Origin of the sequence: Microbacterium amylolyticum, from assembly GCF_011046975.1 — a bacterium.
GTDB classification, from domain to species: Bacteria; Actinomycetota; Actinomycetes; order Actinomycetales; family Microbacteriaceae; genus Microbacterium; species Microbacterium amylolyticum.
Genome location: NZ_CP049253.1, coordinates 228,197 through 253,657, shown reverse-complemented (window position 1 = coordinate 253,657; position 25,461 = coordinate 228,197). Strand labels below are relative to the sequence as shown.

Annotated in this window: 23 protein-coding genes; 4 read left to right on the top strand and 19 right to left on the bottom strand. The window is 63.6% G+C overall.

The window, feature by feature from the left end; translation table 11 throughout:
- Positions 1-23: 23 nt before the first annotated feature.
- From G6N81_RS01350 to G6N81_RS01340, 3 genes are read left to right on the top strand one after another with little or no spacing between them, the layout of a single operon-like run.
- Positions 24-365, top strand: a complete 342-nt coding sequence (locus G6N81_RS01350; RefSeq protein WP_165132081.1) for a metallopeptidase family protein — start codon at positions 24-26, stop codon at positions 363-365.
- Positions 356-679: an ATP-dependent Clp protease adapter ClpS gene (gene clpS, locus G6N81_RS01345; protein ID WP_378731004.1), complete on the top strand. Its 324-nt coding sequence runs from the start codon at positions 356-358 to the stop codon at positions 677-679. The genes G6N81_RS01350 and clpS overlap by 10 nt, the downstream gene beginning before the upstream one ends.
- Positions 676-1,158, top strand: a complete 483-nt coding sequence (locus G6N81_RS01340) for a DUF2017 family protein (protein ID WP_165132079.1) — start codon at positions 676-678, stop codon at positions 1,156-1,158. Before clpS ends, G6N81_RS01340 begins: the two co-directional genes overlap by 4 nt.
- Positions 1,159-1,177: 19 nt before the next feature.
- On the opposite strand, the gene G6N81_RS01335 is transcribed toward G6N81_RS01340, so the two are convergent.
- The 12 genes from G6N81_RS01335 to gatC form a co-directional block, all read right to left on the bottom strand.
- The gene (locus tag G6N81_RS01335) at positions 1,178-1,624 is read right to left on the bottom strand and encodes a nucleoside/nucleotide kinase family protein (protein WP_241245016.1); all 447 of its coding nucleotides are present in this window, start codon (positions 1,622-1,624) and stop codon (positions 1,178-1,180) included.
- A gap of 122 nt (positions 1,625-1,746) precedes the next feature.
- On the bottom strand, positions 1,747-2,073 hold the full coding sequence (locus tag G6N81_RS01330; RefSeq protein WP_165132077.1) for a hypothetical protein: 327 nt from the start codon (positions 2,071-2,073) through the stop codon (positions 1,747-1,749).
- Between the two features lie 17 nt (positions 2,074-2,090).
- Entirely contained in the window at positions 2,091-3,353 is a 1,263-nt protein-coding gene (gene dinB / locus G6N81_RS01325; protein ID WP_165132075.1) for a DNA polymerase IV, read from the bottom strand.
- A 76-nt stretch (positions 3,354-3,429) separates the two neighbouring features.
- Entirely contained in the window at positions 3,430-4,053 is a 624-nt protein-coding gene (locus tag G6N81_RS01320) for a YesL family protein (RefSeq protein ID WP_165132072.1), read from the bottom strand.
- Complete coding sequence (locus G6N81_RS01315; RefSeq protein WP_165132069.1) at positions 4,050-5,354, bottom strand: arabinan endo-1,5-alpha-L-arabinosidase; 1,305 nt, start codon at positions 5,352-5,354, stop codon at positions 4,050-4,052. The genes G6N81_RS01320 and G6N81_RS01315 overlap by 4 nt, the downstream gene beginning before the upstream one ends.
- A 1-nt stretch (position 5,355) precedes the next feature.
- Positions 5,356-6,318 carry a carbohydrate ABC transporter permease gene (locus G6N81_RS01310; protein WP_165132066.1) on the bottom strand — a complete coding sequence of 321 codons (963 nt, stop codon included), beginning with the start codon at positions 6,316-6,318 and terminating at the stop codon, positions 5,356-5,358.
- A gap of 7 nt (positions 6,319-6,325) precedes the next feature.
- Entirely contained in the window at positions 6,326-7,270 is a 945-nt protein-coding gene (locus G6N81_RS01305) for a carbohydrate ABC transporter permease (protein ID WP_206527886.1), read from the bottom strand.
- Positions 7,271-7,328: 58 nt separating this feature from the next.
- Positions 7,329-8,651: an ABC transporter substrate-binding protein gene (locus G6N81_RS01300; protein ID WP_165132063.1), complete on the bottom strand. Its 1,323-nt coding sequence runs from the start codon at positions 8,649-8,651 to the stop codon at positions 7,329-7,331.
- Positions 8,652-8,878: 227 nt separating this feature from the next.
- Positions 8,879-9,862, bottom strand: a complete 984-nt coding sequence (locus tag G6N81_RS01295; RefSeq protein ID WP_206527885.1) for a glycoside hydrolase family 3 protein — start codon at positions 9,860-9,862, stop codon at positions 8,879-8,881.
- 277 nt (positions 9,863-10,139) lie between these two features.
- Complete coding sequence (gatB, locus tag G6N81_RS01290) at positions 10,140-11,654, bottom strand: Asp-tRNA(Asn)/Glu-tRNA(Gln) amidotransferase subunit GatB (RefSeq protein WP_165132057.1); 1,515 nt, start codon at positions 11,652-11,654, stop codon at positions 10,140-10,142.
- Positions 11,654-13,165, bottom strand: coding sequence for an Asp-tRNA(Asn)/Glu-tRNA(Gln) amidotransferase subunit GatA (gene gatA, locus G6N81_RS01285; protein ID WP_165132054.1), 1,512 nt, complete (start codon positions 13,163-13,165; stop codon positions 11,654-11,656). The genes gatB and gatA overlap by 1 nt, the downstream gene beginning before the upstream one ends.
- Positions 13,165-13,464: an Asp-tRNA(Asn)/Glu-tRNA(Gln) amidotransferase subunit GatC gene (gene gatC, locus G6N81_RS01280; protein ID WP_165132051.1), complete on the bottom strand. Its 300-nt coding sequence runs from the start codon at positions 13,462-13,464 to the stop codon at positions 13,165-13,167. The genes gatA and gatC overlap by 1 nt, the downstream gene beginning before the upstream one ends.
- 298 nt (positions 13,465-13,762) lie before the next feature.
- Here gatC and G6N81_RS01275 point away from each other — a divergent pair, with 298 nt between their 5' ends.
- Positions 13,763-14,200, top strand: a complete 438-nt coding sequence (locus G6N81_RS01275) for a MarR family winged helix-turn-helix transcriptional regulator (RefSeq protein WP_165132048.1) — start codon at positions 13,763-13,765, stop codon at positions 14,198-14,200.
- Positions 14,201-14,229: 29 nt separating this feature from the next.
- Here the strand turns inward: G6N81_RS01275 and G6N81_RS01270 are convergent, their stop codons facing one another.
- From G6N81_RS01270 to G6N81_RS01240, 7 genes are all read right to left on the bottom strand, one after another.
- On the bottom strand, positions 14,230-15,942 hold the full coding sequence (locus G6N81_RS01270; protein WP_241245015.1) for a long-chain-fatty-acid--CoA ligase: 1,713 nt from the start codon (positions 15,940-15,942) through the stop codon (positions 14,230-14,232).
- 124 nt (positions 15,943-16,066) lie between these two features.
- Positions 16,067-17,590 carry a sodium/proline symporter PutP gene (putP, locus tag G6N81_RS01265; protein ID WP_165132045.1) on the bottom strand — a complete coding sequence of 508 codons (1,524 nt, stop codon included), beginning with the start codon at positions 17,588-17,590 and terminating at the stop codon, positions 16,067-16,069.
- Positions 17,591-17,758: 168 nt separating this feature from the next.
- Positions 17,759-20,176: an NAD-dependent DNA ligase LigA gene (gene ligA / locus G6N81_RS01260; RefSeq protein WP_165132042.1), complete on the bottom strand. Its 2,418-nt coding sequence runs from the start codon at positions 20,174-20,176 to the stop codon at positions 17,759-17,761.
- Between the two features lie 37 nt (positions 20,177-20,213).
- A complete protein-coding gene (gene mnmA, locus G6N81_RS01255; RefSeq protein ID WP_165132039.1) occupies positions 20,214-21,317 on the bottom strand; it encodes a tRNA 2-thiouridine(34) synthase MnmA in 1,104 nt (367 codons plus the stop codon).
- A gap of 9 nt (positions 21,318-21,326) precedes the next feature.
- Positions 21,327-22,502, bottom strand: coding sequence for a cysteine desulfurase family protein (locus G6N81_RS01250; RefSeq protein ID WP_165132036.1), 1,176 nt, complete (start codon positions 22,500-22,502; stop codon positions 21,327-21,329).
- Between the two features lie 7 nt (positions 22,503-22,509).
- The gene (locus tag G6N81_RS01245) at positions 22,510-23,469 is read right to left on the bottom strand and encodes a tetratricopeptide repeat protein (protein ID WP_165132033.1); all 960 of its coding nucleotides are present in this window, start codon (positions 23,467-23,469) and stop codon (positions 22,510-22,512) included.
- A 64-nt stretch (positions 23,470-23,533) separates the two neighbouring features.
- On the bottom strand, positions 23,534-25,375 hold the full coding sequence (locus G6N81_RS01240) for a DUF8094 domain-containing protein (protein WP_165132030.1): 1,842 nt from the start codon (positions 25,373-25,375) through the stop codon (positions 23,534-23,536).
- Positions 25,376-25,461: the final 86 nt, after the last annotated feature.

The following is a 25,461-nucleotide window of genomic DNA, read 5'->3' as shown; positions in this document are numbered from 1 at the left end:
AACGACCCTCGTCGCCCCTGTCCATGGAAAGGGAGCGTTTCGAGGCAATCGTTGTGGAGGAGCTCGATCAGCTCCCCGACGAGATGATCGACGGACTCGACAATGTTGTTTTCGTCGTCGAAGATCGTCCTGAGGACGGTTCTCTCGATCTCCTCGGCCTCTACGATGGCTTCGCCCTGACGGAGCGTGGCAGGTACGGCATGGGAGAACTTCCTGACCGCATCATCGTCTACCGCGAGCCCCACCTCGCGCAGTGCGAAACGGAGCAGCGTCTCCGAGACGAGATTCATACGACTCTCGTCCACGAGATCGCTCACTTCTACGGAATCGACGACGACCGACTTCACGAACTCGGATGGGCATGACAGCATCGAACACGACGATGGTGTTCGCCTCGCCCGCCACTGACGAAGAGACGGACAAACTCGCCGCCTCCGACCCCGCCGTCCCCTGGCAGACCGTCGTGTGGGACGATCCCGTTAATCTCATGAGCTACGTTGTGCGCGTCTTTCGCGAGTACTTCGGTTTCTCACACGAAAAGGCCACCCAGCTCATGCTGGCAGTGCACAACGACGGCCACGCCGTTGTCGCGGAAGGGCCGCGCGAGCAGATGGAACTGCACGCACAGGCAATGCACGACTATGGCCTTTCGGCCACGGTAAGGAAGGCACCGCGATGAGCGACCGTCTCGTGATCCTCACCCTGACGCGCATTGAGGCAACCCACCTTCTTGACCTCGTGAACCAGTTCTCGGAACTGGTCACAGAACAACCTGCAGGAGATCCCGGCCTTGGCAGGCTCACCCCCGACGTGTATCCCGACGACGCTCAGGCATCACGGGAGTTTCAACACCTCACGCGGGGCGAACTCCTGGGGCGTCGCTCACACGACGCCAGCATCGTCAAGCGTGACCTCGAACGTATCGAACACGCTGACATGCACGAGGCGCTCACACCGGTCGATGTTCCTATCGACGGAGAGAGCCTCGAACCGTGGCTCCGGACGCTTGCTGCCCTCCGGCTGGTCATCGCCAGCCGCCTGGGGGTAGAAACAGGCGCCGACCACGATGAAGAAGACCCCCGCTTCGGTCTCTACGACTGGCTCGGGTATCGCCTCGAGGGCCTCGTTCAGGTCGCGGAGCAGCAGAACGACAACTGACGCCTCTTCCGGGTGGCGCCTACTCAGGCGCGAGATCGGAAGAGAGCGCCGGGTCGATCCGCATGTCCGCGAGCCCCGCGGGATTGTGCGCGGCGATGTGGGCTGATTCCTGCGCCGCCCACCGGTCCCACTGGGACCGCATCGCGTCGCCATCGCGATCACAGGCCCTTTGGCGACGCACAGCAGGATCCTCGTCCATCCAGATGGACGCGTCGGCAGCGGAAGCCGACGCCGCGGTGAGTGCACCGCAGCCCTCGACGATCAGCGGTATCGTCTCGTCGATGACTGCCGCTTCTTCTCCCCACTCGTCTCGGGTCCAGTCCCAGCGACGATAGGTTGCCCGCTCCCCCGCTGCGTGCAACCGCACGAGCCTCGCGGCCTCCTCTGTCGCATATGAGAGACCATCCCAGCCCGGGTAGATCTCGTCGAGGGAGACAAGTCGCGCGTTGAGACGGCCGGCGAGCATCCGGGCCAGGGTTGTCTTTCCGGCCCCGCTTCTGCCGTCGATCACTACGGTTCGGGCCCCGTGCACAAGCCGAACGGCCGCCTCCAGGACGTCATCCGGAGCGGCCGTTCGGTGGTGTCGTGCTAGCGCTTCTTCTTGAGGCATTTGATGACGTGGCCCAGCGCGCTGCCCGATACACAGACGAACGGCGTCAGCACGAGCAGGAGCGTGATGATGTTCGGGGCGAAACGGAACTCTGACCCACGACGCACGTACGCGCCAACGGGAACGGAAAATCCGCCACCGCCACCCCCTTCATTTCCTGTCGAATCCGCCCCGCCGCCGAAGCCGCTCCAGGCTGCCGCAACGGGGAGAACCTTGACGCCGTCGAGATCCTGCTGCTCGCCGTAGCTCGCTTTCACGCCGAGTGTGCTGGTGATCTTGCCGAGTTCGATCGCGATATGAGGCATGCGTCCACCGTACCGCGTCAGTCACTTGTCTCGGGTGGTCGCGTGTGCGCCGGAAGGTGACGGGCGCGCCGCTGACGGGTTAAGAATGCGGCGCGCGTGACTGCTCCGACGCCGAATCGTTCACTGGCTCGATCCAGCGCTCCGTCCACCTGCCGCCACTCGCCGTCGTCGTCCCACAGGGCTGCGGCGGACATACCGGCGGGCGTAAGCCGTTCTGCGCGCACGCCGATGAGGCGAACGGCCCCGCGAAGTTCCACTCCGTCGAACAGTTCCCGCGCCGCCGTTCCCAGACGTTGGCCGACGTCGGTCGGCTCCGCAAGCTTGCGCGACCGCGTCATCGTGGTGAAGTCACTCAGGCGCACTTTGATCGCGACGCCGTGGGCCTCAACACCGGCGTGACGGAGCCTCACGGCAACGCGATCGGACAGGCGGAGCAGCTCAGCGCGCAAAAGCATGGTGTCAGAGATGTCCTCATCGAACGTTTCCTCATGGGAGATACTCTTCTCGACCCGGGAGGTTTCAATCTGACGGGCGTCCCGCCCACACGCAAGGTCGAGAATGCGGCTGGCCTGCGTCGGTCCGAGAGCACGGGTGAGAACAGCAAGAGGAGTCTCCCGGACATCTCGGATCGTGTGGATCCCCCGGGAGGCGAGCGTCTCGGCAGCCTTCGGTCCGACTCCCCACATCGCCCCCGCCGGGCGCGGATCGAGAAACTCCTGTGTTCGCGCCGCGGGGACAACAAGAAGGCCATTCGGCTTTGACAGCGTCGACGCCATCTTCGCGACGTGTTTCGTGGCAGCAGCGCCGACACTGCACGTGATGCCCACCTCGGCACCAACTTGCTCGCGAATCAACTGGGCGACGCGCGCGGGGCTCCCCCAGAGCCGCCGAACACCCGATACGTCGAGAAAAGCCTCGTCAATCGACAGCGGTTCCACGAATGGAGTGATTCCCCGAAAGACTTCCATGACACGAGCAGAAATCTCGCGATACCGCTCGAAGCGCGGAGGGACGACGATCGCTGCCGGGCATGCACGAAGCGCCTGCGCGATCGGCATCGCGGACCGCACACCATATCGGCGGGCCTCGTACGAGGCGCTCGACACCACCGAGCGCCCGTCCCGGTGAGCGATAACCACGGGTTTACCGGCCAGCGCCGGGTCGTCAAGCACCTCAACAGCCGCATAGAAGGCGTCCATGTCGACGTGCAGAATCGACGCTCCCGTGTCATCGGTGTTCTGCGCTGACACGAGTCTGCCCGAACCGTCTTGGCGCCCCATACAACCATTCTCGCCCGAGACGGGGCGTATCCGCTCCGACCTGCCGAACGCGAACCGCGAGCGAAACGGAGGCGCCTTAGGGGGTCGTCGCCGCGGGGTGGCCCGCATCGATTCGGGCGAGACGGGCATCCACAACGCGGCACGCGAACATCAGCGGAACCGAGAGGCCGACTAGCGGCAACAGCACGGGGGCAATCATGCCAATCGCTGCGGCTGCGACGACGGTCGCCACGATGGCGACGCTCATCAGCGGCGAGGTGAGTGCCAGAAGAAGCCCGTACCGAAGTACGGCCATCGGCCGGTCGTCATAGCGAACAAGCAGCGTGACCACGATGGCAAAAACGGCGATGGTCACGAGCGCGGCAGCAATCGTGAAGACCAGGAGAGCGGCGCCGATCGGCCCGACAATTCCCGGGATCGTGACGGCGTTGAAGGCGACGAGGACAGCGGCGATGCCGAGGGGTAGACCCGTCACGTTCGCGCGAACGAACTCACGGCGATACACGGAAGTAAACGTATGGAACACCCCGTGGTCACGTCCGGAACGGACGACCACCGCACAGGCGGCCGTCGTCGCCGGCATGATGCCGGCGACGACAAGGCCCAGCAGGACTCCGCCGATAAAAAGCAGGTTGACGGCAACGAGCCGGATGACGACGTCGAGCATCGCCATCGTCTTCTCTGCCCATCCTGCCGTCATCGTGCGAACGCTCCTCCCTGAGGAACCCGAGTTCCCCACCAGACGACACCAGATTCGTCGATTCCGCTGAAGGCGAGGACGGGACCCGCGGTTGCGGGATCCCAGCTGCCGAACACGACACCGTCGAGGATATTCGACCCTGTTGCCGTGCTCACGCGAAGTGTTGCACACACCGGAGTTCCGTCCGATCGCATATCGGAATCCACGTGCACGGCTTCCACATCTCGAACGCCCGCATCTTCCGGTGAGAAACGCAACGCGCTCCACGAACCCGCAACGGATTCTGGCGCGGCCAAGGCCTCAGACTCCGCACCGGCGTAGACGTAGGGCGAGACGAGGGGCCATCCGGATGCCGTCCAGTGAATGCGACGAATCTGGGCCTCATGCTGGCGCGGATCATCCGCGAGCCTCACGTGGTGCACCATGAAGGAACTTCCCGCGTGTTCGAACACCGAGTTGTGCCCGGGAGCAATCAGCGCCGCTGCCCCGGGGAGCCGGTGCCCGCCAAGAATTTTCGTCCCGGCAGCCTCCGCCTCCGCACGTGTTCCGACGACAGCGATCGATCGTCCCTCGTGATCGAGATACGGACCGGTCACGTGATCAGCCGCCGCCACGCGCACGCTATAGGTGTCGGCAAGCGAATCGTAGGAGGCGAAGAGGACGAACCTGTCTTCTTCTGCCCGGTAGACGATATACGCACCTTCGACGGCGCCATCGACGCTGCGCGGACGCTTCGCAATGAGGGTGCCGGGGCCGGGGCCGACGCGCAAGCCTGTCTCGCGGGACAACTCGGCGATATAGATCCCGCCGAAGAAGGACCCATAGGCCATCCACGGTGTTCCGTCGCGATCGAAGACAATAGCGGCATCGATCGCGTTGTGATCGTCCGAATCATGCTGGGTGGCAACGACGATCCCCTGGTCGGTCCACGGACCTCCCAGACTCGTCGCGGTTGCGAGACCGATCGCTGATGTGCGTGAACCGAAGGTCGATGCCGAATAGTACATGTGCCACAGCGCACCATCGGCACAGGGCCATCGCACAACGTCGGGAGCCCAGAGCCCCTCTGCGCCCGACCATTCGGCGGCCGGTCCCGGCACTCCGTCGAGGGCCGTCCCCAGGAACGACCACTCGACGAGGTCGGGCGATGTGCGAACGTGCACCCCGGAGGGGAACCCGGGCCCCGTCGACGCCGCATCGGTCGAGAACATGTACCACGTTCCGTCATCGTCGCGCACGACGGTCGGGTCGTGTGCGTTGCGCAGTCCCCACGTTGTCGGATCTGCCGTCATCTTTTGCATGTCAGCCCTTCGCGCCCGTGAGTGCGATGGACTCGATGATCTGGCGCTGGAAGATGATGAACACGACGAGAACCGGAATGAGGGCAATCGTCGACGCCGTCATGATCAGCGGATAGTCCGTCTGAATCGCGTACTGAGTGTTGAACGTGCCGATGACGATCTGCAACGTCTGCTTCTCGGGCGAGTTCAGGTAGATGATCGGGGCCAGATAGTCGTTCCACACCGCCATGAACCAGAGGATGAACTGCGCAGCGATCGCCGGACGAATGGCCGGGAAGATCAGCGTAAAGAAAATCCGAGAGTACCCTGCGCCGTCAATTTTCGCCGCCTCAATGATCGAGTCCGGAACTGAATTGAGGTACTGCTTCAGGAAGAACACCATCACGATGTTTCCGAAGATGCCGGGCAAGATCAGCGGCCAGAGCGTATCAACGAGGCCCGCGTCGGCGAACATCTTGAACTGCGGGAGCATAATCGTGGGGAACGGGACCATGATCGCCGCGAGCAACGTCAAGAAGATCGCGTTTTTAAAAGGAAGACGAAGCTTCGCGAAGGCGAATGCCGCCAGCGCGGAGCTCACCGTTCCGACAACGGTGACGCTGATCGAGACGATCGCGCTGTTCATGATGCCGGTGGCGAGGGGGCCCGCGCTCCACACGCGGATGAAGTTCTCCCACACGATCGGATCAGGAATCCACTGCGGCGGAAGTGAGAAAACGGCTTCTCGCGTTTTCACCGCGGTGCTCAGCGTCCACAGGAGTGGGGCGATCATCACGATGCCGCCAAGCGACAGGAAGATCGTCACGATCGCATTGGTGATGCGCGTTGTTCGCTTGCGGTTTCCGACGGGAGCGAAGGGGCGTCGACCATTCTGGGTCAATATGCTCCGAGTTGGCCGTCGCGGGCCCCCACTGTCGGGTCCGGGAACAACGACGGTCACGGTGTTCTGCGTTGTTGTGCTCATTGTTGCCTCACTCAATCGAGAACTCGGACCGTCGGTTCATCCGGAACTGGATCGCCGTCACGACGAACACCAGAATTCCAAGAACGACCGACATGGCTGTTGCGTACCCCATCTGCGAGTACTGGAAGGCCTTCTGCCAGATGTACCAAACGATGGATGCGGTCGAGAACTCTGGTCCACCCTCAGGTGTCATGATGTTGATCTCGATGAAGATCTGGGATCCGCCGATGATGCTCGTCACGACGAGGAAGAACGTCACGGGGCGGAGCATCGGCACCGTGATGTGCCAGAACTGACTCACCGGGTTCGCACCATCGATCGATGCCGCTTCATAAAGGTGGCGGGGAACCGACTGCAGAGCTGCGAGATACAGCAGCATCGCGAATCCGAGGCCCTTCCATACCGACATGATGATGATGGCGGGCTTGGCCGTCGACGCGTCTTGGAGCCAGTTCGGGCCCTCGATGCCGAAGATCGCCAGTGTCTGGTTCACGAGGCCGAAATCACCGTTGTATGCCCATTGCCAGAGGATCGCGACAGCGGCCAGGGAGGAAATAACGGGAACGTAGTACACAGTGCGGAAGAACGTCGTTCCCCGCATCTTTCTGTTGAGTGCGAGTGCGAGGACAAGCGACAGCAACAGGCCGATCGGAATGCCGATCATCATGTAGAGGGTGTTGCCCATCGCTTGCCAGAAATACCGGTCATTCGCCATCGCGACGAAGTTGTCCAGGCCAATGAACTGCGGATCCGAGAGGCCGTTCCATCGTGTGAACGACGCATACACCGCGTACAACATCGGGTACCCGATAAAGAGCACGAACCCGATCACGGGCAACGCGATAAACGCGGCCGCGGCCATATGCTCGCGACGGTGAAGTCGCGAGCGGCGTGTGGCGGGGGTGGGTGGGGCCGCGGGAGCTTGCAGGGCCGCGGGAGTCATTATCGCCATGTCACCTCCAGAGGTGCTGCGGGTGGTGGGGGCGCCAAAGGGACCCCCACCACCAAGATCAACCGTTGTTGGCTTCGGCGTTCGCGCGGTCAAGAAGCTCCTGCATGCGCGGCTTGACGTCGGTGAGGTACTCCTCCGCTGTCATGTCGCCATCGAGCACGGGGTCGATGTTGCGCCACAGTTCGTCGTACCACTCAGCGTCCGAGGTGGTTGCCGGGGGCAGCGCGCGACCGTACTGGGTCGCGACGTCGAGGAATTCCTTCTTGTTGTCCGGCGGAAGGGTCGACGAGGTCGACCACACGTCTGCCATGTCAAGGAGGTTCGGAATCTGCACACCGGCGTCGACAAGCGACTGCTGCGCGGTCTCATCGGTGCTGAGGTGAATCGCGAGCTGCGTGGCGAGTTCCGGGTTGTTTGCGGTCTCGCTGACCGCAATTCCGAGCGAACCCACCCAGGTTGCGGTTTCGCCGGTCTTGCCTGCGGGATACGGGATCAGGTCCCAGTCGAAATCGAGCTGTTCGTAGGTCGGAACATCCCACGGGCCGACGGGGAAGAAACCGATCTGGCCCTGCATCCAGCGCTGGTAGGTGTCGAGGGTATCGGCTTCGCTCTTCGACGGGGTGACGTCGTGCACGATGCTCATGTCCGCGAAGTACTGGAGCGCCTCGATGAACTCGGGGCTGTCAACGGTGACTTCGGTACGGTCCTCGTTGAGCCAGTCCCCGCCGTTGGACCAGACGAATGACTGCAGGTTCCAGGCGACATTCAGCCCGGTGCCCCACTGGTCCGTCTTGCCATCGCCGTTCGTGTCCCGCGTGAGCTCCTTTGCGACATCGATGAACTCGTCCCACGTGTAGGGAACATCCGTGTCCGGGAGCGGGATACCCGCCTCTTCGAACATCGTGCGGTTGTAGCCGAACGAGAAAGGTCCGATGTCCTTGGGCATCGCGTACAGCGCGCCCTGGCCCATCAGCTCGCCGTCGAAACGGTAGCTGTCAACGCCGTATGCCCAGACATTGTCCAGGTCGACATCCGCCTCGACCGATTCCGAAATGTCGCGGATAACGCCGGCGCGAACGTAGTTCTGCACGCTTCCGGGGTCGACGTAGAAGACATCGGGAATCTGACGTCCGCTGATCGACGCGCGAAGCTTGGTCGCGTATTCGTCGGGCGTGGTCATGATGATATTGACCTTGGCGTCGTGAAGTTCCTCGAACTCGGCGATAGCAGCTTCGTATGCCGCCTGTTCAGCGTCGTTGCCGCGGAACATGAACGTGATCTCGTTTTCTCCCTGTGCGGACGTTCCTGCGCCGCCGCAAGCGGTCAGGGTGGCTCCGGCGACCGCGACGGCGCCGATCGTGGCGATGATGCGTGACTTCATGGTTGCTGTTTTCCTCTCGGGTACGGGACAGCTATGTCCAGCCCTTGGCCATTAGCCCGGCCTCTACATCGTTGTAGGCAACGTTGCAAAATGTAGTTTGACTGTTTCGCTCCCCACTTGTCAACGCGAAAAGCGAAGTCGTGACAAACATGACAACGGTGAACGCTCCGAGCGCCGTTGGCAGCGCCTCCCACAACAGCTGATGCACCGTCACACGACTGTGTGGGTTAGTGGCTCCCGACCCCCGCAGATGCGCGCAAAGCAAGCACTCGCGTCGCCGCTTCCTCCACGCGCGCCTCCGAAAGGTCTCCGTTCTCGACGGCAACGACGATGCCGTCGATCATCTCCGACGCGGTCTCACGCGTCGAACCGGCGATCATCAGCACCACATCGGCTCCAGCAGCAACCGCGCGTACCCCGTTGGCGACAGGATCGGCGAGGTCTGGCTCCCCTGACGCCAACAGCATGCCTAAGTCATCCGTGATCGCGACGCCCTCGAACCCCAGATCCTCACGCAGGATGCGGTACCACTCGGGCGCCAGTGACGCCGGCTCGTCCGCAACAGCGGTAAACCGCAGGTGCCCCGTCATCACCAACTCGGCTCCGGCATCGATCCCGGCGGCGAAGGGAACCGCATCCCCCGCGCGCCATTCCTCGTACGTCAGATCGGTTTCCGGAATCAGGTGATGCGAATCCCCTTCCGCCGCACCATGCCCGGGGAAATGCTTCAGCGTGGTCGCGACGATGCCGCTCTCACCCGCGACGGCGGCAGACACGTGCGCGGCGACGGTCTCCGGATCCGTTCCGTATGAACGGCGATAGATGAACGAACCCTCACCCCGCGGAACGTCCGCAACAACGCCGAAGTTCACAGAAATACCGGACGCGGCAAGAAGAGCCGCCCGCCCCGCGAACGCGGACTCGGTCTCTTCGGAGCTGGCGTTCTTCAGCGTCAACGCCGAAGCGAAGTTGTCCCACGGGAGCCGCGCAACATCACCGCCCTCCTGATCGATCGCGATCAGAGGAGGCGGCGCGGCAACGGCGCTCATCGCCGCCGTGATTTCACGCATCTGCGCATCACTTCCAGGGATGTTCCCTCCCATGAGAATCATCCCGCCGGGCACGTCCGCGACGTAGTCCGCGAGGAAACCGGCATTGGTTCCCTCCACAGCGCCCATCACGATGGAAGCAGCTCGCTCCCGGAGCGTCATCTGAGCGACCAGATCCGCAGCAGGAGAGGATTCCGGGGACAAGGACGGAGCGGGAGACGGCGACACGGACGGAGCGGGCGCCGGCGCCGGCGACAAAGACGCGGCAGAAGGGCTCGGAACGGCAATCGGATTCTCGGCACTCGCGGCGCATCCGCCGAGAACGAGTACTCCGAGCACTGCACCAGAAATGGCCTGCGTGAGCCTTTTCACAGCGAGCACCGCCGCGCAGAAGCACACGCCGTGCCCCGACCCGGCGCGAGACGAGGCACGGCGATGATCATGCCCCCGCGCGCTCGAGGATCAGCTCACGGACCCGGGCCGCGTCCGCCTGACCCTTCATCGCCTTCATGACGGCACCGATGATTGCACCCGCCGCCTGCACCTTGCCTGCCTGGATCTTCGCCATGACATCGGGCTGCGACTGCAGCGCCTCGTCGATCGCCGCGATGAGGGCACCGTCGTCCGAAACAACGGCAAGTCCGCGCGCATCGATAACATCCTGCGGCGTGCCCTCGCCGGCGATAACGCCCTCGAGAACCTGACGAGCAAGCTTGTCAGTCAGCGTGCCTTCGTCAACGAGCTTCTGCAACGCCGCGACGTGCTCGGCGCTGACGAGGTCGGCCGCCTCGCGGCCCTGTGCATTTGCCGTTCGAGCGATTTCACCCGTCCACCACTTCCGCGCGGCAGCGGGCGTCGCACCAGCGGCAATCGTCGCCTCAACGGCATCGACGAGCCCACCGTTTGCAACGTCCTGGAACTCCAGGTCCGTGAATCCCCACTCGCCCTTCAAACGCCGACGCTTAGCGGCGGGCCCCTCCGGCAGCTTCGCGCGAAGACTCTCGATCAACTCGTTGCTCGGAGCAACCGGGAGCAGGTCAGGCTCCGGGAAGTAGCGATAGTCGTCCGCATCGCTCTTCGGGCGACCGGGCGATGTCTCACCCGTGTCTTCGTGCCAGTGACGCGTCTCCTGGGTGATCGTGCCTCCCTCGGACAAAATCACTGCCTGACGGCGGATCTCGTAGCGCACGGCACGCTCGACGGAGCGCATCGAGTTGACGTTCTTCGTCTCGGTGCGCGTGCCGAGCTTCTCTGCGCCACGGGGACGCAGCGAGACGTTCGCATCACAGCGGATGTTGCCGCGCTCCATGCGCGCTTCACTAATGCCCAACGAGCGCGCAATGTCCCTAATCGTTCCGAGGTACGCCTTCGCGATCTCCGGCGCACGGTGCTCGGTTCCGAAGATCGGCTTCGTCACGATTTCTACGAGCGGAACGCCGGCACGGTTGTAGTCGACCAGAGAACTCGACGCACCCTGGATGCGTCCCGCTGAGCCGCCAACGTGTGTGAGCTTTCCGGCGTCTTCTTCCATGTGAGCGCGCTCAATGGGAACCGTGATGATCTCACCGTCCTCGAGCTCGACCTCCACAGCACCCTCGAACGCAATGGGCTCGTCGTACTGGCTGATCTGGTAATTCTTGCCCAGGTCGGGGTAGAAGTAGTTTTTTCGCGCGAAGCGGCTCGCGGGTGCGATCGAACAGCCAAGGGCAAGGCCCAGGCTGATCGACGAGAGAACGGCTTCACGGTTGACCACCGGCATCGAGCCCGGAAGGCCGAGGTCGACGGGCGCGATCAGCGTGTTGGGCGCTGCCGCATGAAACTCTTCGTTCGCGGGGTTGCCAGCGGACGAGAACATCTTCGTCCGTGTGTTCAACTCAACGTGCACCTCGAGGCCGATGACCGGCTCGAAGAGCTCGAGTGCCTTGTCATAGTCCATGAGCTTCGCAGCAGACATCAGCGTGCCCCTCCCTGGAGAACCGGAGCCTGATCGAGGAGCGGACCGCCCCAGGAGTCAACAAGAATCGTCTCGAGTGCCGCGCCGACCCGGTACAGGCGGGCGTCTTCGTACGCGGGTGCCAGGAACTGGATACCCACCGGCAATCCGTCGTCGGACGCGAGACCCGACGGGAGAGAGATTCCGGGCACACCCGCGAGGTTCGCCGGGATCGTCGTGAGGTCGTTTGCGTACATCGCGAGCGGATCAGACAGCTTCTCGCCCAGCTTGAACGCCGTTGTTGGCGCCGACGGGGTGGCGATAACGTCCACCGATGCAAACGCGGAAGCGAAGTCCCGCTGGATCAGCGTACGGACCTTTTGCGCGCTGCCATAGTAGGCGTCGTAGTAGCCGGCGGACAGCGCGTATGTGCCGAGGATGATGCGTCGCTTGACCTCGGGGCCGAAGCCCGCGTCGCGCGTTGCGGCCATCACGTCTTCGACGGTTCCGGGCACGTCGGCGCGAAGACCGAAGCGCACGGAGTCGAACTTGGCGAGGTTGCTCGATGCTTCCGCCGGCAAAATCAGGTAGTACGCAGCAACGGCGTATTCGAAGTGCGGAGCGCTGATCTCAACGATTTCCGCCCCCTGCTGCTCCAGGATCGCGAGCGACTGATGGAATGACTCGGCCACGCCGGGCTGGAACGCGGCATCGGGAAGCTCCCGCACAACGCCCACCTTTAGACCATTGAGGACCTCTCCGGTTGCCCCCTCGCGCGCAGCCTGAGCGAACGAGGGCCAGTTGTTTGTCAGCGATGTTGCATCGTGCGGGTCGTGCCCCGCGATCACATCATGAAACAGCCCCGCGTCAAGAACCGTGCGGGCAACGGGCCCGATCTGGTCGAGGCTTGAGGCCAAAGCGATCGCACCGTAGCGGCTCACGCCGCCATACGTCGGCTTCAGGCCCACTGTTCCGGTGACGTGCGCAGGCTGACGAATAGAACCGCCCGTGTCCGAGCCGAAGGCCAGCGGCGCCTCGAACGCAGCGACGGCGGCAGCCGAACCGCCGCCCGATCCGCCGGGAATCCGGTCGAGGTCCCACGGGTTACGCGTCGGACCGTAGGCCGAATGCTCGGTGGATGACCCCATGGCGAACTCGTCCATGTTGGTCTTGCCCAGCGGGATCAGACCGGCCGCGCGCGCCTTCTTCACGACGGTGGCGTCGTAGGGCGACATGTAGCCCTCGAGAATTTTCGAGCCCGAGGTTGACGGCATGTCGGTTGTGACCAGAACGTCTTTCACGGCGACGGGAACGCCCGCGAGTTCATGAAGCACCTCGCCCGCCGCACGACGTTCATCGATCTTCGTCGCTTCGGCCACGGCGTGATCACTCACGTGAAGGAAGGCATTGACGCTACTGTCCACATCGGCGATGCGGTCGATGTGCGCCTGCGTGGCTTCTGCGCTCGAAACCTCGCGGGTGGCGAGCTTGGCGGCGAGTTCCGCCGCGGTCAGCCGGATGATATCGCTCATTACTGCTCCTCCCCCAGGATCGCCGAGACGCGGAACCTGTTGTCCTCAGCGTCCGGCGCGTTCATCAGCGTCTGCTCAATCGTGAGCATGTCGCCAGGAACGTCCTCGCGGAAGACGTTCTGCAGGGGAATCGGGTGGCTCGTCGCGGCGACATCAGCGGTAGCAACCTCGCTTACCTTGGCGATGCTCGACACGATCGCGTCGAGCTCTCCGGTAAGGCTGGTCACTTCCTCTTCCGACAGCTGGATCCGGGCGAGCACGCCGAGATGGCGCACAAGATCAGGGGTGATTTCAGACACCCCCTCATCCTAGTCCGGGGCACCATCAGAACCGTGTGGAAACGAGCGTTGCCCTCAGCTGGGGCATCGCAATTGACCGGCCACTTCCCGGTGAGAGCTCTTGCCCTCACCACATTTTCCACACGGCGGCGGCTCGCTCGGACCATAGGGCCCCACCTGGGCGGGTCCCCCAATGCGTATCAAGGCGGCATTGAACCACCGATAGAACCCGCCCTCGTCACGGATCCGCTCCCTCAGGGATTTCTTCTGCTCCATAACCCTTAGTGTACTAATTATCAGCGCGCGATACACTGGCAGCGTGACGGACCCGAGAGACGATCTCCTCAAACTGGACAATCAACTCTGCTTCGCGATCGTGACAGCGGCCCGCCGTATCGTGACGGTGTATCGGCCAATTCTCGAACCACTCGGCCTCACCCACCCGCAGTACTTGGTGATGCTCGCGCTCTGGGAGGCGTCGCCGCGGTCCCTGAGCGAACTCGCCACGGCCCTCGCGCTCGAACCCGCGACGGCATCCCCGCTCGTCAAGCGGCTCGAAGCACAAGGACTCGTTCTCCGAGAGCGGCGCGCGGAGGACGAACGGCGCCTCGACATCACGCTGACAGAGGAGGGACGCGCCCTGCGCACCCGCGCGCTGGACGTGCCGGGCGAGGTAATGAAGGCTACGGGGCTCTCCCCTGCCGATCTGGCGGAAATCCGAGACGTGCTTGCGCCGTTTTCCTTCGGGGAGTCCTGAGGCCCTGACGCGGCCGTGCTATCGAACTATCACGACGCGTCGCGCGCGAGAAGTTGCTCTTTCACCTGACGCCGTAGCACCTTGCCAATCATCGATTTCGGAAGCTCATCGACAATGAAGAGCCTGCGCGGCGCCTTGTACGGCGTCAGCACCTGCTTGACGAACCCGCGCACTTCCTCCGGGTCGAAAGCGGGACTCCCGTCGAGAACAACAGCCGCAACGACTTCCTCCCCATCCGGTGATGGCAGGCCAACAACGGCGGCGTCCGCGATCGCGGGGTGCTGTCGGAGCGCCATTTCCACCTCGGTGGGCGCCACATTGAAACCACCGGTGATGATGAGTTCCTTGATCCGATCAACAACCGTGAAGAAGCCCTCATCGTCCATTTCGACAACGTCGCCCGTGCGGAACCAACCGTCGACGAACACCTGCTCCGTCTCTTCCGGTCGACCGTAGTACCCCGAAAACACCTGGGGCCCGCGCACGAGAAGCTCACCGGGTTGCCCCACGCCCACATCGCGCGTGGGCTCCTCAGGGTCGACCACGCGAACTTCCGTTCCCGGAACGGGAAGGCCAATCGATCCGGCTCGGCGCTTGTCGGAGACGGGGTTCACCATGAGAACCGGTGAACATTCGGACAGTCCGTATCCCTCGACGAGAATGCCGCCGGTGAGTTGCTCCCACGGCGTCACGAGCGCATCGTCCAATGCCATTGCGCCAGACACGCCGATCCCCGTTCCGGCAATCGACATCCCTTTCTCCTGGGCTCGGCGCATGAGCCGGTCCGCGATGGGAGGCACGAGGGGAAGCACCGTTGCCGGACGCTTCTTCGTCGCCTTCAGGACCATGTCGGGGTCGAACTTCGGGAACAACACCAATCGTGCTGCCTGCGACATCGCGAAAGTCAGACAGAGCGTCAGCCCATACGCGTGGAACATCGGCAAAACCGCGTAGAACACCGTTCCCTCCCCCCGCGTCACTTGCGGAATCCAGGCGCGTGCCTGCATGGCGTTCGCGAGCAGGTTGCGGTGCGTCAGACTCGCCCCCTTCGGGGTACCCGTTGTGCCGCTGGTGTACTGGATCACGGCGATGTCATCGGTGTCGGGCGAGGCAACGTCCGAGCCCAACGGCTCAGACGAGACAACAGCTTCCCACGAGACTCCACCAACGACGTCCTCGGTGAGCTGGTCCCGCAGATCGACGAGTTTCCGAAACGGAAGCTTCAGCGCCACCTGCATTGCAGCAGGCATGCCCTTCGTCACGTCGACAGCGATGAGATTCTCAACGACCAGATCATCCGGGAAGTCTTGGATCGTGCTGGCAACCTTGCTCCAGACGATCGCATGCCGCGCACCGTGGTCCTCGAACTGCTTTCGGAGCTCCCGCGGGGTATAGAGCGGGTTGTGTTCAACGACGATCGCACCGAGCCGCAAAACCGCGTAGAACGCGATGATGTGCTGCGAGCAGTTCGGAAGGACGATGGCAACGGTGTCCCCCTTCTTCACACCACGCTGACGAAGGCCGTTCGCCGCTCGTTCGATCGCATCGATCAGTTCCGCGTAGGTCGTCACGCGTCCGAAGAACTCCAGCGCGGGGGCGTCAGGATGCTCCGCAGCAGAATCCGCGACCAAATCCATCAGCGACCCGGAAATCGGTGCGAGGTCGTGGGGAACGCCGTCAGCGTAGGAGGACACCCAGGGGCGGGGCGGGGCAAACACGAAGCCGTCGTTCTCAGTTGTCACGTGCCCAGTCTACGGAGCGGGTCATGAGCACCCGACCGCGTCATCTACGCTCACCATGCCCGATGACAGAGCCGCCCCCGACCGGAACCCGGTCGGGGGCGGCTCATTTACTGCGGGAGCTGTGTTAGCTCGTCTTCTTCTGAAGAGCCTCGATCACGATCGAACCCGTGTCGGTGAACTCCTTCTGGATGTCCTGGTCATCCTGCGTGTCGGGCTTGTATGTCGCCAAGCTCACAACAACCGCAAGCAACAGGTTGATGAGGAACCCGGGAACGATCTCGTAGAGATCGAAGATTCCGCCAGAGAGCATCTTGCCCCAGATCCACGCTGTCGCAGCGCCTGCGATCAGGCCAACGATGGCACCGATGTTCGTCAGCTTGCGCCAGAACAGCGCGAGGATCACAAGCGGTCCGAACGCGGCGCCGAATCCGGCCCACGCGAATCCGACGAGCTCCAGAACGGTCGCGTCCGAGTCCAGCGCGATCAGAATCGCGATGCCCGCTGTCAGGAGCACGGCGGCACGGCCGAGCCACACCAGCACCGACTCCTTGATGCGCTGCTTGAACACGAGGCGCGCGACGTCCTCGATGAGAGCGGACGACGACACGATGAGCTGGCTCGAAATCGTCGACATGATCGCCGCAAGCACCGCCGCAAGCACGAGGCCGGCGATCAGGGGGTGCATGAGGTTCTGCGCGAGCACGAGAACCACTGTTTCGGCGTCGGGAAGGTCGATCCCCTTGATGTGGAACCAGGCGATACCGATCAGACCCGTGCACACACCGCCGAGGAGCGAGAGGATCATCCAGCCCATCCCAATGCGGCGGGCCACCTTTGCGTCGCGAGCACTGCGCAGTGCCATAAAGCGGACGATGATGTGCGGCTGACCGAAGTATCCCAGTCCCCACGCGAGCGAGGAGATAATGCCCAGAATTGTGACAGCCGTCAGTCCGCCGCCGAACCAGTCGAGGTTTCCGGCGCCAACCGTGGTGATGCCCTCGGCGACCAGAGCCAGATCGCCGATCGAGATGATCGCCAGAACGGGCACGATCAGTAGCGCCGCGAAAATCATGAGGCCCTGCACGAAGTCGGTGTAGGTCGCACCGAGGAATCCGCCGAAGAGCGTGTACAGCAGCGTGACGCCACCGACCAACAACATTCCGGTGAGGTAGTCACCGTTAAACGCGCTCTCGAAGTACTTGCCTCCGGCGACCATTCCGCTCGAGACGTACAGCGTGAAGAACACCAGGATGACGACGCCCGCGACGATGCGGAGGACGTGGGAGTTGTCGCGCGTGCGGTTCTCGAGGAAGCTCGGAACGGTGATGGAGTTCTTCGACACTTCGGAGTAGGCACGCAGGCGCGGGGCGACGAGCTTCCAGTTGAGGTAGGCGCCGATCGTGAGACCGATCGCGATCCATGCCTCGATCAGGCCCGTGGCGTAGAGAGCACCGGGCAGGCCCATCACGAGCCAGCCGGACATGTCCGACGCGCCGGCACTCAGGGCGGCCACGGCGGGCGGCAGGCGACGCCCGCCGAGCATGTAGTCCTCGTGGTTCTTCGTCTTCAGCGTCGCGTAAACGCCGATTCCGATCATGGCCACGAAATACGCAACGAGTGCGATGATGAAATAAGTTTGTGGCGACATCTTTAGGTATGGTCCTCCGCCCCGGCGGGCAACGAGCGCCAATTCGGCGCCATCGACCGAAGTCGACGTCCGCCACCATGGGGCATGTGGTCTGGCCCGCGGCATTCCCGCGGGACCTCATCACGCTACACAGGTTTTTTCCAGGTACGCAAGCCGCAGCGTTCAACGTTATGGGGTCGTGCCCGCGCCTTCCAGCGCGTGTGGCCCCTCGGTGACCAGAACGCGAAACTGTTCTGCGTTCAGAACGGGGATGCCGAGGTCTTCGGCCTTCGCCAGCTTTGAGCCAGCCCCCGGTCCCGCCGCCACGAAATCCGTCTTCTTACTGACGCTTCCGGCCGCTTTACCACCGGCACGAATAATGGCCTCTTTCGCTCCGTCCCGGGTAAAGCCGTCAAGGGAACCGGTCGCGACCACCGTGAGTCCGTCGAGGACGCCACCCGCTGACGTTGCTTGGCCGGGGCCAGGGTGCCCCTCGGTCAGAAACGTCACGCCGGCATCGCGCCACGACGCAACGATGTCGCGGTGCCAGTCGACATCGAACCACTCGAGAAGTGAGCGCGCGATGATCTCGCCAACGCCGTCAACAGCCGCAACCTCTTCGACGCTCGCCGAGACAATCGCATCGAGCGAACCAAAGTGATCGGCAACAGCGCGCGCGGCAACCGGCCCAACGTGACGGATGTTGAGCGACACGATCTGGCGCCACAGCTCTTTCGACTTTGCTTTCTCGAGTTCCTCGAGCAGTTTGATCGCTTGCGCGGACGGATGGACGATCTGGTGATCCTTGCGGATTCCCGCCTTTCGCCGTTCCGACGGCGTGGCGCTCTCCCAGCCAGGAGGGTAAACCAGCTCGACGCGCTGGAACGGAGCACGACGAACGGGCTCGCCGGTTTTGTCGTTGACGCGGTCTTCGCCCGTTTCGGGGTCGCGAACGACGACCTCAATCGGCACAAGCTGTTCCAGCGTGAGATCGAACAGACCCGCTTCCGTTCGGAGAACCGGCCCGAGTTCAGCTCCCGTTGCGGTTGATCGCGCGGGCTGGGTGAGCGCTGCTGCCGTGACCTCACCGAGCGCCTCAATATCGAGAGCCCCCCGAGAACCGATGTGTTCGACTCGTCCCCTGACCTGTGCCGGGCAGTCTTTTCCGTTGGGACAGCGGAGATCGATATCGCCATCTTTCATCGGACGAAGCGTCGTTCCGCACTCGGGGCAGGAGGCTGGCATCACGAACGCGCGCTCCGTTCCGTCGCGCAGCTCGGCGACGGGACCGAGAATTTCCGGAATGACGTCGCCCGCTTTGCGCAGCACGACCATGTCCCCGATCAGAACGCCCTTGTCGACAACAACGTCGCGATTGTGCAGCGTTGCGCGCGAGACAACGCTCCCGGCAACGAGCTTGGGCTCCATCACGGCATACGGCGTTGCACGACCCGTTCGTCCGACGCCCACCTGGATGTCAAGGAGGCGGGTTTGCACTTCCTCGGGAGGGTACTTGTAGGCGATCGCCCATCGTGGTGCGCGGCTGGTGGCGCCGAGCTCATCGTGAAGAGCCAGTTCATCGACCTTGACGACGATTCCGTCGAGCTCGTGTTCAACGGCATGGCGATTCTCACCGAAGTGCGCAACGAAGGACAGAACGTGTTCCTCGTCCTCGCAGACGCGGTAGTGCGGGCTCGTGGGCAGCCCCCACTCCGACAGGAGGCTATACACCTCGCTCTGGGAGGCCACCGGCGGGTTCTGCCATGCACCGATCCCGTGCACGTAGAGACGCAGAGAACGAACCCGCGCCTCTCCCGCCTCGCGTTCTAAGCCATCCTTCTTCTCAAGTTGCTGCCGCAAGCCACCGGATGCCGCGTTGCGGGGGTTGGCAAAGGCAGGAAAACGCCGCTCGGCCGAGAGCCGAGCCTTATCCTCATCGAACGACTTCTTGGCCGCGGAGCGGACGCGATCGAAGCGCTCGCGTGATTCGACGAACGCGCGCTCGCGGAGCGCCGCTTGGAGCGCGTTGAGCTCGTGGAACTGCTCGACGGGAATGAAAACCTCGCCACGGACCTCAACGATTTCGGGGTGCCCGTTGCCGGCGAGGCGACGAGGGATGCCCGAAATGCGCAGGGCGTTCTCGGTGACGAGCTCGCCAACGTGTCCGTCACCACGGGTGGCTGCGGAGGTGAGAACGCCCCGCTCGTAGCGAAGGTTGATCGCCAGCCCGTCGATCTTGAGCTCCGTCAGCCACCGCACATCCCGGCCCGCGGCGGCGCTGGCGTGTGCACACCAGGCCCGCAGCTCTTCCGGGGAGAACACGTTGTCAAGACTGAGCATGCGCTCGGCGTGAGTAATGGTGTCGAGGCCGGTTTGCTCGGCCCCTCCCACCGTCTGCGTTGGTGAGTCTTGGCTGGCGAGCACCGGGAAGATGGCCTCGAGATGGGACAGACGCGCGAGCCAGCGGTCATAGGTTTCATCATCGACACGAGAGACGTCCTGCCCGTAATAGGCTTCCCGCGCCGCGTCGATGCGCTCCGTGAGCGCGTCGGCCTCAGCACGGGCCTCGTCGAGACGGAGATCAGGGGCGTCAGGAGCGTCTGTCACGGGAGCAAGTCTAGATTCGACCCCTGACATTCACCCGTCATGCCGTCGCGGGAACCGCACTCTCCGTACGATCGATCGTGCACTGTCCGAGAACGCGAGTTCCAATGTAAATGACGGCGGTCTGCCCGGTTGCGACGCCTTCCAGCGGCTCATCCGGCGTCACGATCATCTCGTTATCCGCCACGATGCAGCGTGCGGGAACAGGGTCAGCGTGGGCGCGGATCTGCACCTCGCAACGGAACTCCTCATCGGGGCTTTCGGGCGCAGCTCCTGCCCAGGAGAATCGTCCGCCCGCGATCAGGGAGACCGCCAGCGCTTCTTTCGGCCCGACAACGACCTCGTTATTCACGGGTCGGACCTCAAGCACGAATCGTGGCTTTCCATCCGGCGCCGGAACGCCCAGCTTCAGACCACGTCGTTGCCCGACCGTGAAGGCGTGAGCACCGTCGTGGGAACCGACGACCTCTCCCGAACGATCGACGATCGCACCGGGCTCGGCGCCCATCTTCTCAGCGAGGTAGCCGCGCGTGTCACCGTCGGGAATGAAGCAGATGTCGTAGCTGTCCGGCTTCTTGGCAACGGTCAGCCCCCGCTCGGCGGCTTCCGCCCGAACCAGGTCTTTCGACGGTGTCTCTCCGAGGGGGAAGTACGTGTGCGCGAGCTGATCAGCTGTCAGAACGCCCAGCACATACGACTGGTCCTTCGCCTGTTCACTCGACCTGTGCAGCTCAAGGCCGCGCTCGCCCTCAACGAGCGTTGCGTAGTGTCCCGTGCAGACCGCGTCGAAACCGAGCTCCAGCGCACGCTCAAGGAGCGCCGCGAACTTGATCTTCTCGTTGCACCGCATACAGGGATTAGGCGTGCGTCCCGCCCGGTACTCATTCACGAAATCATCGATGACATCGTCACGGAAACGCTCGGAGAAATCCCACACGTAGAACGGAATGCCGATCTTGTCGGACACACGCCTGGCATCCATCGCGTCTTCCACTGTGCAGCATCCGCGGCTCCCGGTGCGCAGAGTCCCGCCAGCCCGCGACAGCGCAAGATGAACTCCGACCACCTCGTGCCCCGCGTCCACCGCTCGCGCAGCGGCGACCGCCGAATCGACTCCGCCACTCATTGCCGCTAAAACACGCATAAGTCCAGCCTAAACGCGCGATCTGGACGCAGGCCCGACGCGACGGTACGCCTCGAGGATCGCCCCGGCGGCCGTATCGATGTCGCTCTCGGTGGTATCCGAGCCCATCGTGAGGCGCAGCACTTGCCGCGAGGCTTCATCGCCGAGTCCCATCGCCCGGACAACATGCGAGGCCTCGGTAACGCCCGCCTGGCATGCTGATCCTGTTGACGCACTGACCCCCGCAAGATCCAGCAGATACAGAACGGATTCGCCCTGCGCGCCCGCAAGATGCAGGTGAACGTTCGCGTGAACCCGTCGTTCCGGATCGCCGAGAAGACGAATACCCGGCTCCGCCGCCAACCGCTTCAGCAGCCGCGCCCGGAGCGCGGCATGACGCCGCGCGAGATCCTGCCGCTCGGCCTCCGCGCACTCCAGGGCCACCGCGAGGGCCGTTGCTCCCGCGACGTCCTGTGTTCCCGCGCGCAGTCCGCGTTGTTGCCCTCCCCCGTGTTGGAGGGCAGCGAGGCGCGCGTATCGGGAAACAACAAGCGCCCCCGTACCAACCGGCGCCCCCAGCTTGTGGCCGCTCACGCTGAGCGCGACAAGCCCGGAGTGTCCCTCTGCTGATCCACGCCACGAACGGAAGGCGAGGGGAACGTGCCCGGCCGCGGAAACGGCATCCAGATGCAGGGGTACGTTGCCTGCCGCGGCGACCTCGGCGATCCGCTCGACATCGTTGACCGTTCCCACCTCGTTGTTCGCCACAAGCGCGGTGAGAAACGCCGTGTCTCCTGCCGCCAGCACCGTCGCGACGGCGTCCGGATCGATTCGGGCGTCCATGTCGATCGGGACGGGCGCGATACGCGCGCCCTCGCGTTCTGCGAGCCAATCAACGGATTCCATCGTCGCGTGATGTTCTCCGTCGGGGAGCGCGATTGCACGGCGATCGTCTGTCCGTGACCACCACAGCCCCTTCACCGCCAGGTTGATGGACTCGGTGCCTCCGGACGTGAACACCACTTCAATCGGGTCGCACTCCGCAACCGCCGCGACTCGATCACGTGCGTCCTCCAGGAGCCGGCGGGCACGCTGACCATCGGCGTGCACCGATGACGGGTTGGCGGCTACCTGAGCCTCCAGCCACGCCATACGAGCCTGTGCGCGCAGAGGAGTCGTCGCGCCGTGATCGAGGTAGACGCTCATACCCGCGTCAGAAGAGCAGGCTGGTCAGGCGCGCCCGCGCAGAAACAACGCGCGGGTCAGTAGTTCCGACGACGCCGAACAGCTCCACCAGGCGGTCTTTCACAACAGCGCGCTCATCACCGAAAACACGACTGAAAAGGTCCAGCAACCGGTCGAATGCGTCGTCGACATGCCCACCGATCACATCGAGATCAGCAACCGCCAGCTGGGCGTCGACGTTGTCCGGTCCGTCCGCCGCGGCCTGGCGAACCGCGGCGAGATCGGCTCCCGTCGTGCGCTTGAGCAGGTGCACCTGCGCGAGACCGGCCTTCGCCTCGTCATCGCGCGGATTTTCCTTGAGGCCCTTTTCGTAGGCTGCGATCGCCGCGTCGTAGTCGCCTCGTTCGATCGCGTCGTAAGCCTCCTGCTGGAGGGGCGACAACGCAGGTTCTTCCGGGGCAGCCTGCTCATCATCGCCCGCAGCAACGTCCAGAGTTCCCGTGATGCCGGCCTGCTGGCCGAGCTGCAGGATCTGGCCGAACAACTCGACGAGCTGTTCCTCAGAGTATTGCTGATCCGGAACGGGAACAGGACGCTGACCGATGACACCGATTGTCATGGGCCACCCGTTCTGCTGGAACATCTGAGCGACCTGCGGAGCGCGCGTGGCGTCGACGCGGGCCAGCGCGATCCGGCCGTTCATCGAGCGCGCAACCTTCTCGAGAAGAGCCCCCTGTTCGACCGTCTCCGGGACCTGCGGCGCCCACAGCTGCACAACGACCGGCACGCGTACGGACAGCTCCATCACCTGACCGAAGCTGTCGTCACCAACGGCCATGACCACATCGGCTCCCTGAGCGCCGGCCGGCCCGGGCGTAACAGCCTGGCCGGGACGCGCAGCACCTGGCGCCTGCGTCTGCGGTCGGTTGCGAAGGGAGGATAGATCAACAGCGCCGCGGAGAGCGGAGCCGAGAGAGGCGTCAGACATCGATCACCTTTCGTGGTCGCGGATGGGAATCAGTCCATTCTCTCGCGGGTTCGCCCAGACGGCGTCATTCCGAGTCGTCTGGCTCTTCGAGAAGCGCGGCACCGGCCAGCGACTGGGAGTACCCGAGAAGGCGAATCTTCTCCTCGGAACCCCCAGCAGGAACGAAGAAGAACAACTCATTCGTGTAGCTGGTCGTCACGCCGATTTCCGTGCTCTCGACACCGACGAAGTGCTGTGTCTCGGCGCGCGGGATCATAATCTCGGCGTCCTCATGAATCGCGCGAACGGTTTCGGAATCTCCAACGGCGACAGCGACGATCGCGCCGCTGTCGAACGTTGCAAGCGAGACGGGATCCGTGGATACGGCTCGTTGGTCGAAGGTGAGCTCCGCTGTTCCTTCCGCTGATTCGCCGTCTTCCGGCTCGAACAGCTCGCGGTGAACCTCATCGCGGCGCTCCTGAAGACGGGGCAGGAAGAAGTCGCTGTCCAGATCAAAAAGCTCCGCGAACTCACTCTCCTCACCGGAGCCCATCACGTCTGCGTACGCAGCTGCGAGGTCCTGAGGAGCAACCTCGAGGAACGACGAGTCGGGCGGAACGAGCGCGCCGCCCATCCACCGTGGAGCCAATGCCGGGAACTCGACATCGGGGCCAATGCGCGCGAGGTATGTGACCTTGTAGGTATCCCACGGCGAGGCCTGCGTAATCGTCAGAACGGTCGGAACCGATGATTCTTCATCGCTCACAACGACAAGAGCTGTGCGGGGCCATCCATCGTTTGCCTGCGGAAGCACAATCGACACGGGCTCGTCCGGAATCGATACCGGTGTCTCTTCGTAGTCCTCGACATCACGACGCAGTTCGTATGTCACCGTTCGCATGGCCAGCGCGTCAGCTGTCATGCGAGACGCAGCCAGGCTCACATCGTTCTCCGCGTCGGCAGAATCAAGCGTGGCGCGAATGTCCGCAACGATTCGTTCTGCCTGGGGGTCGGTCAGGGCCGGAACCACATCTTCTACGATGCCCGCTTCCAACTGCTCTGTTGGCTCGGGCGAAGGGTCCTGAGCCATATCTGGCCACGCGTTTGGCGTGCATCCCGCCAGGAGCGCGCCCGTGAGGGCGATCGCGGGAATCGCGACGACAAAACGCCGACGAGATCGCGACGAACGACCCGCGCTCTTGTCTGCCTGCGCAGCCGTGTCGTTCGCTCTCACGCTGAGCGCCTCCGTGGCGGGGAGTTTCGGTCCCTTGCGGCGGGGGCCGCGCCGACGACGCAAGTTCACAAAACCGCCAATCCAGAAGCCGAGCCCGACGATGAGGGCCAGTCCGCCCAGTGCAATGAGGGGTCCTGCCCACGGCTTCGTGACCTCGTGCTGGTGCGTCGTCGTGATCAGGGAGAACGCGGGACCTTCTCCATCCGTCGCAACGAGAACGCTCATCCCCTCCGGGAGGTCTGTTCGCGGCTGGATCGTGCCTTCGGCCGTTTCTTCATCGCTCCACAGGTCTGAGCCGCGAGGATCGACCGTCGTGCGCTCACCGTCCCACGTCTCGGTGGGCTCCACCGCGGATACGTTAACGCGCGACTCGCCCTCCTCCTCGTTCACATCTTCTGCGTCGAGCAGCGTGAGGTGGTTGAAGCGCGCATCGGACAGCCAGGCAAGGATGTCAACTGTGCGCCCGTAGGACAACGAGATGTCCTCGTCGGCTTCCGCGCTCACCGTCAGATCCGCGTCGGTGTGCTCGGTAAGCACCGCGGCGTCGATAACGGTGTACGGAAGCTCCGCATCAGCCGGCCGGATCTCGTTCGTTACCGTCTCGGGACCGCTCAGCGACATGAGCTGCACGGCGCCAACACCGATCAACGCCACTGCGGCGAGGAACGACACGACCGCCCATACGAATCGCACGAATAACTCTCCTTGCATCTGTCACGACGATATTCGACCGCCATGCGGGGCCAAACACGGCCCCTGAGTGTAACGCTAGGGTAACG

Excerpts from the sequence above, each read along its gene's own strand:
- G6N81_RS01310 (WP_165132066.1), bottom strand. The coding sequence starts at position 6,318 with ATGAGCACAACAACGCAGAACACCGTGACCGTCGTTGTTCCCGGACCC.
- G6N81_RS01350 (WP_165132081.1), top strand. The coding sequence starts at position 24 with ATGGAAAGGGAGCGTTTCGAGGCAATCGTTGTGGAGGAGCTCGATCAG.
- G6N81_RS01320 (WP_165132072.1), bottom strand. The coding sequence starts at position 4,053 with ATGACGGCAGGATGGGCAGAGAAGACGATGGCGATGCTCGACGTCGTC.
- clpS (WP_378731004.1), top strand. The coding sequence starts at position 356 with ATGGGCATGACAGCATCGAACACGACGATGGTGTTCGCCTCGCCCGCC.
- mnmA (WP_165132039.1), bottom strand. The coding sequence starts at position 21,317 with ATGCGTGTTTTAGCGGCAATGAGTGGCGGAGTCGATTCGGCGGTCGCC.
- G6N81_RS01330 (WP_165132077.1), bottom strand. The coding sequence starts at position 2,073 with ATGCCTCATATCGCGATCGAACTCGGCAAGATCACCAGCACACTCGGC.
- G6N81_RS01250 (WP_165132036.1), bottom strand. The coding sequence starts at position 22,502 with ATGAGCGTCTACCTCGATCACGGCGCGACGACTCCTCTGCGCGCACAG.
- G6N81_RS01340 (WP_165132079.1), top strand. The coding sequence starts at position 676 with ATGAGCGACCGTCTCGTGATCCTCACCCTGACGCGCATTGAGGCAACC.
- gatA (WP_165132054.1), bottom strand. The coding sequence starts at position 13,165 with ATGAGCGATATCATCCGGCTGACCGCGGCGGAACTCGCCGCCAAGCTC.
- dinB (WP_165132075.1), bottom strand. The coding sequence starts at position 3,353 with ATGGGGCGCCAAGACGGTTCGGGCAGACTCGTGTCAGCGCAGAACACC.
- putP (WP_165132045.1), bottom strand. The coding sequence starts at position 17,590 with ATGTCGCCACAAACTTATTTCATCATCGCACTCGTTGCGTATTTCGTG.
- G6N81_RS01295 (WP_206527885.1), bottom strand. The coding sequence starts at position 9,862 with ATGACGCTCCGGGAGCGAGCTGCTTCCATCGTGATGGGCGCTGTGGAG.
- G6N81_RS01245 (WP_165132033.1), bottom strand. The coding sequence starts at position 23,469 with ATGTCTGACGCCTCTCTCGGCTCCGCTCTCCGCGGCGCTGTTGATCTA.
- G6N81_RS01315 (WP_165132069.1), bottom strand. The coding sequence starts at position 5,354 with ATGCAAAAGATGACGGCAGATCCGACAACGTGGGGACTGCGCAACGCA.
- gatB (WP_165132057.1), bottom strand. The coding sequence starts at position 11,654 with ATGTCTGCTGCGAAGCTCATGGACTATGACAAGGCACTCGAGCTCTTC.
- G6N81_RS01300 (WP_165132063.1), bottom strand. The coding sequence starts at position 8,651 with ATGAAGTCACGCATCATCGCCACGATCGGCGCCGTCGCGGTCGCCGGA.
- G6N81_RS01335 (WP_241245016.1), bottom strand. The coding sequence starts at position 1,624 with ATGCTCGCCGGCCGTCTCAACGCGCGACTTGTCTCCCTCGACGAGATC.
- G6N81_RS01305 (WP_206527886.1), bottom strand. The coding sequence starts at position 7,270 with ATGGCGATAATGACTCCCGCGGCCCTGCAAGCTCCCGCGGCCCCACCC.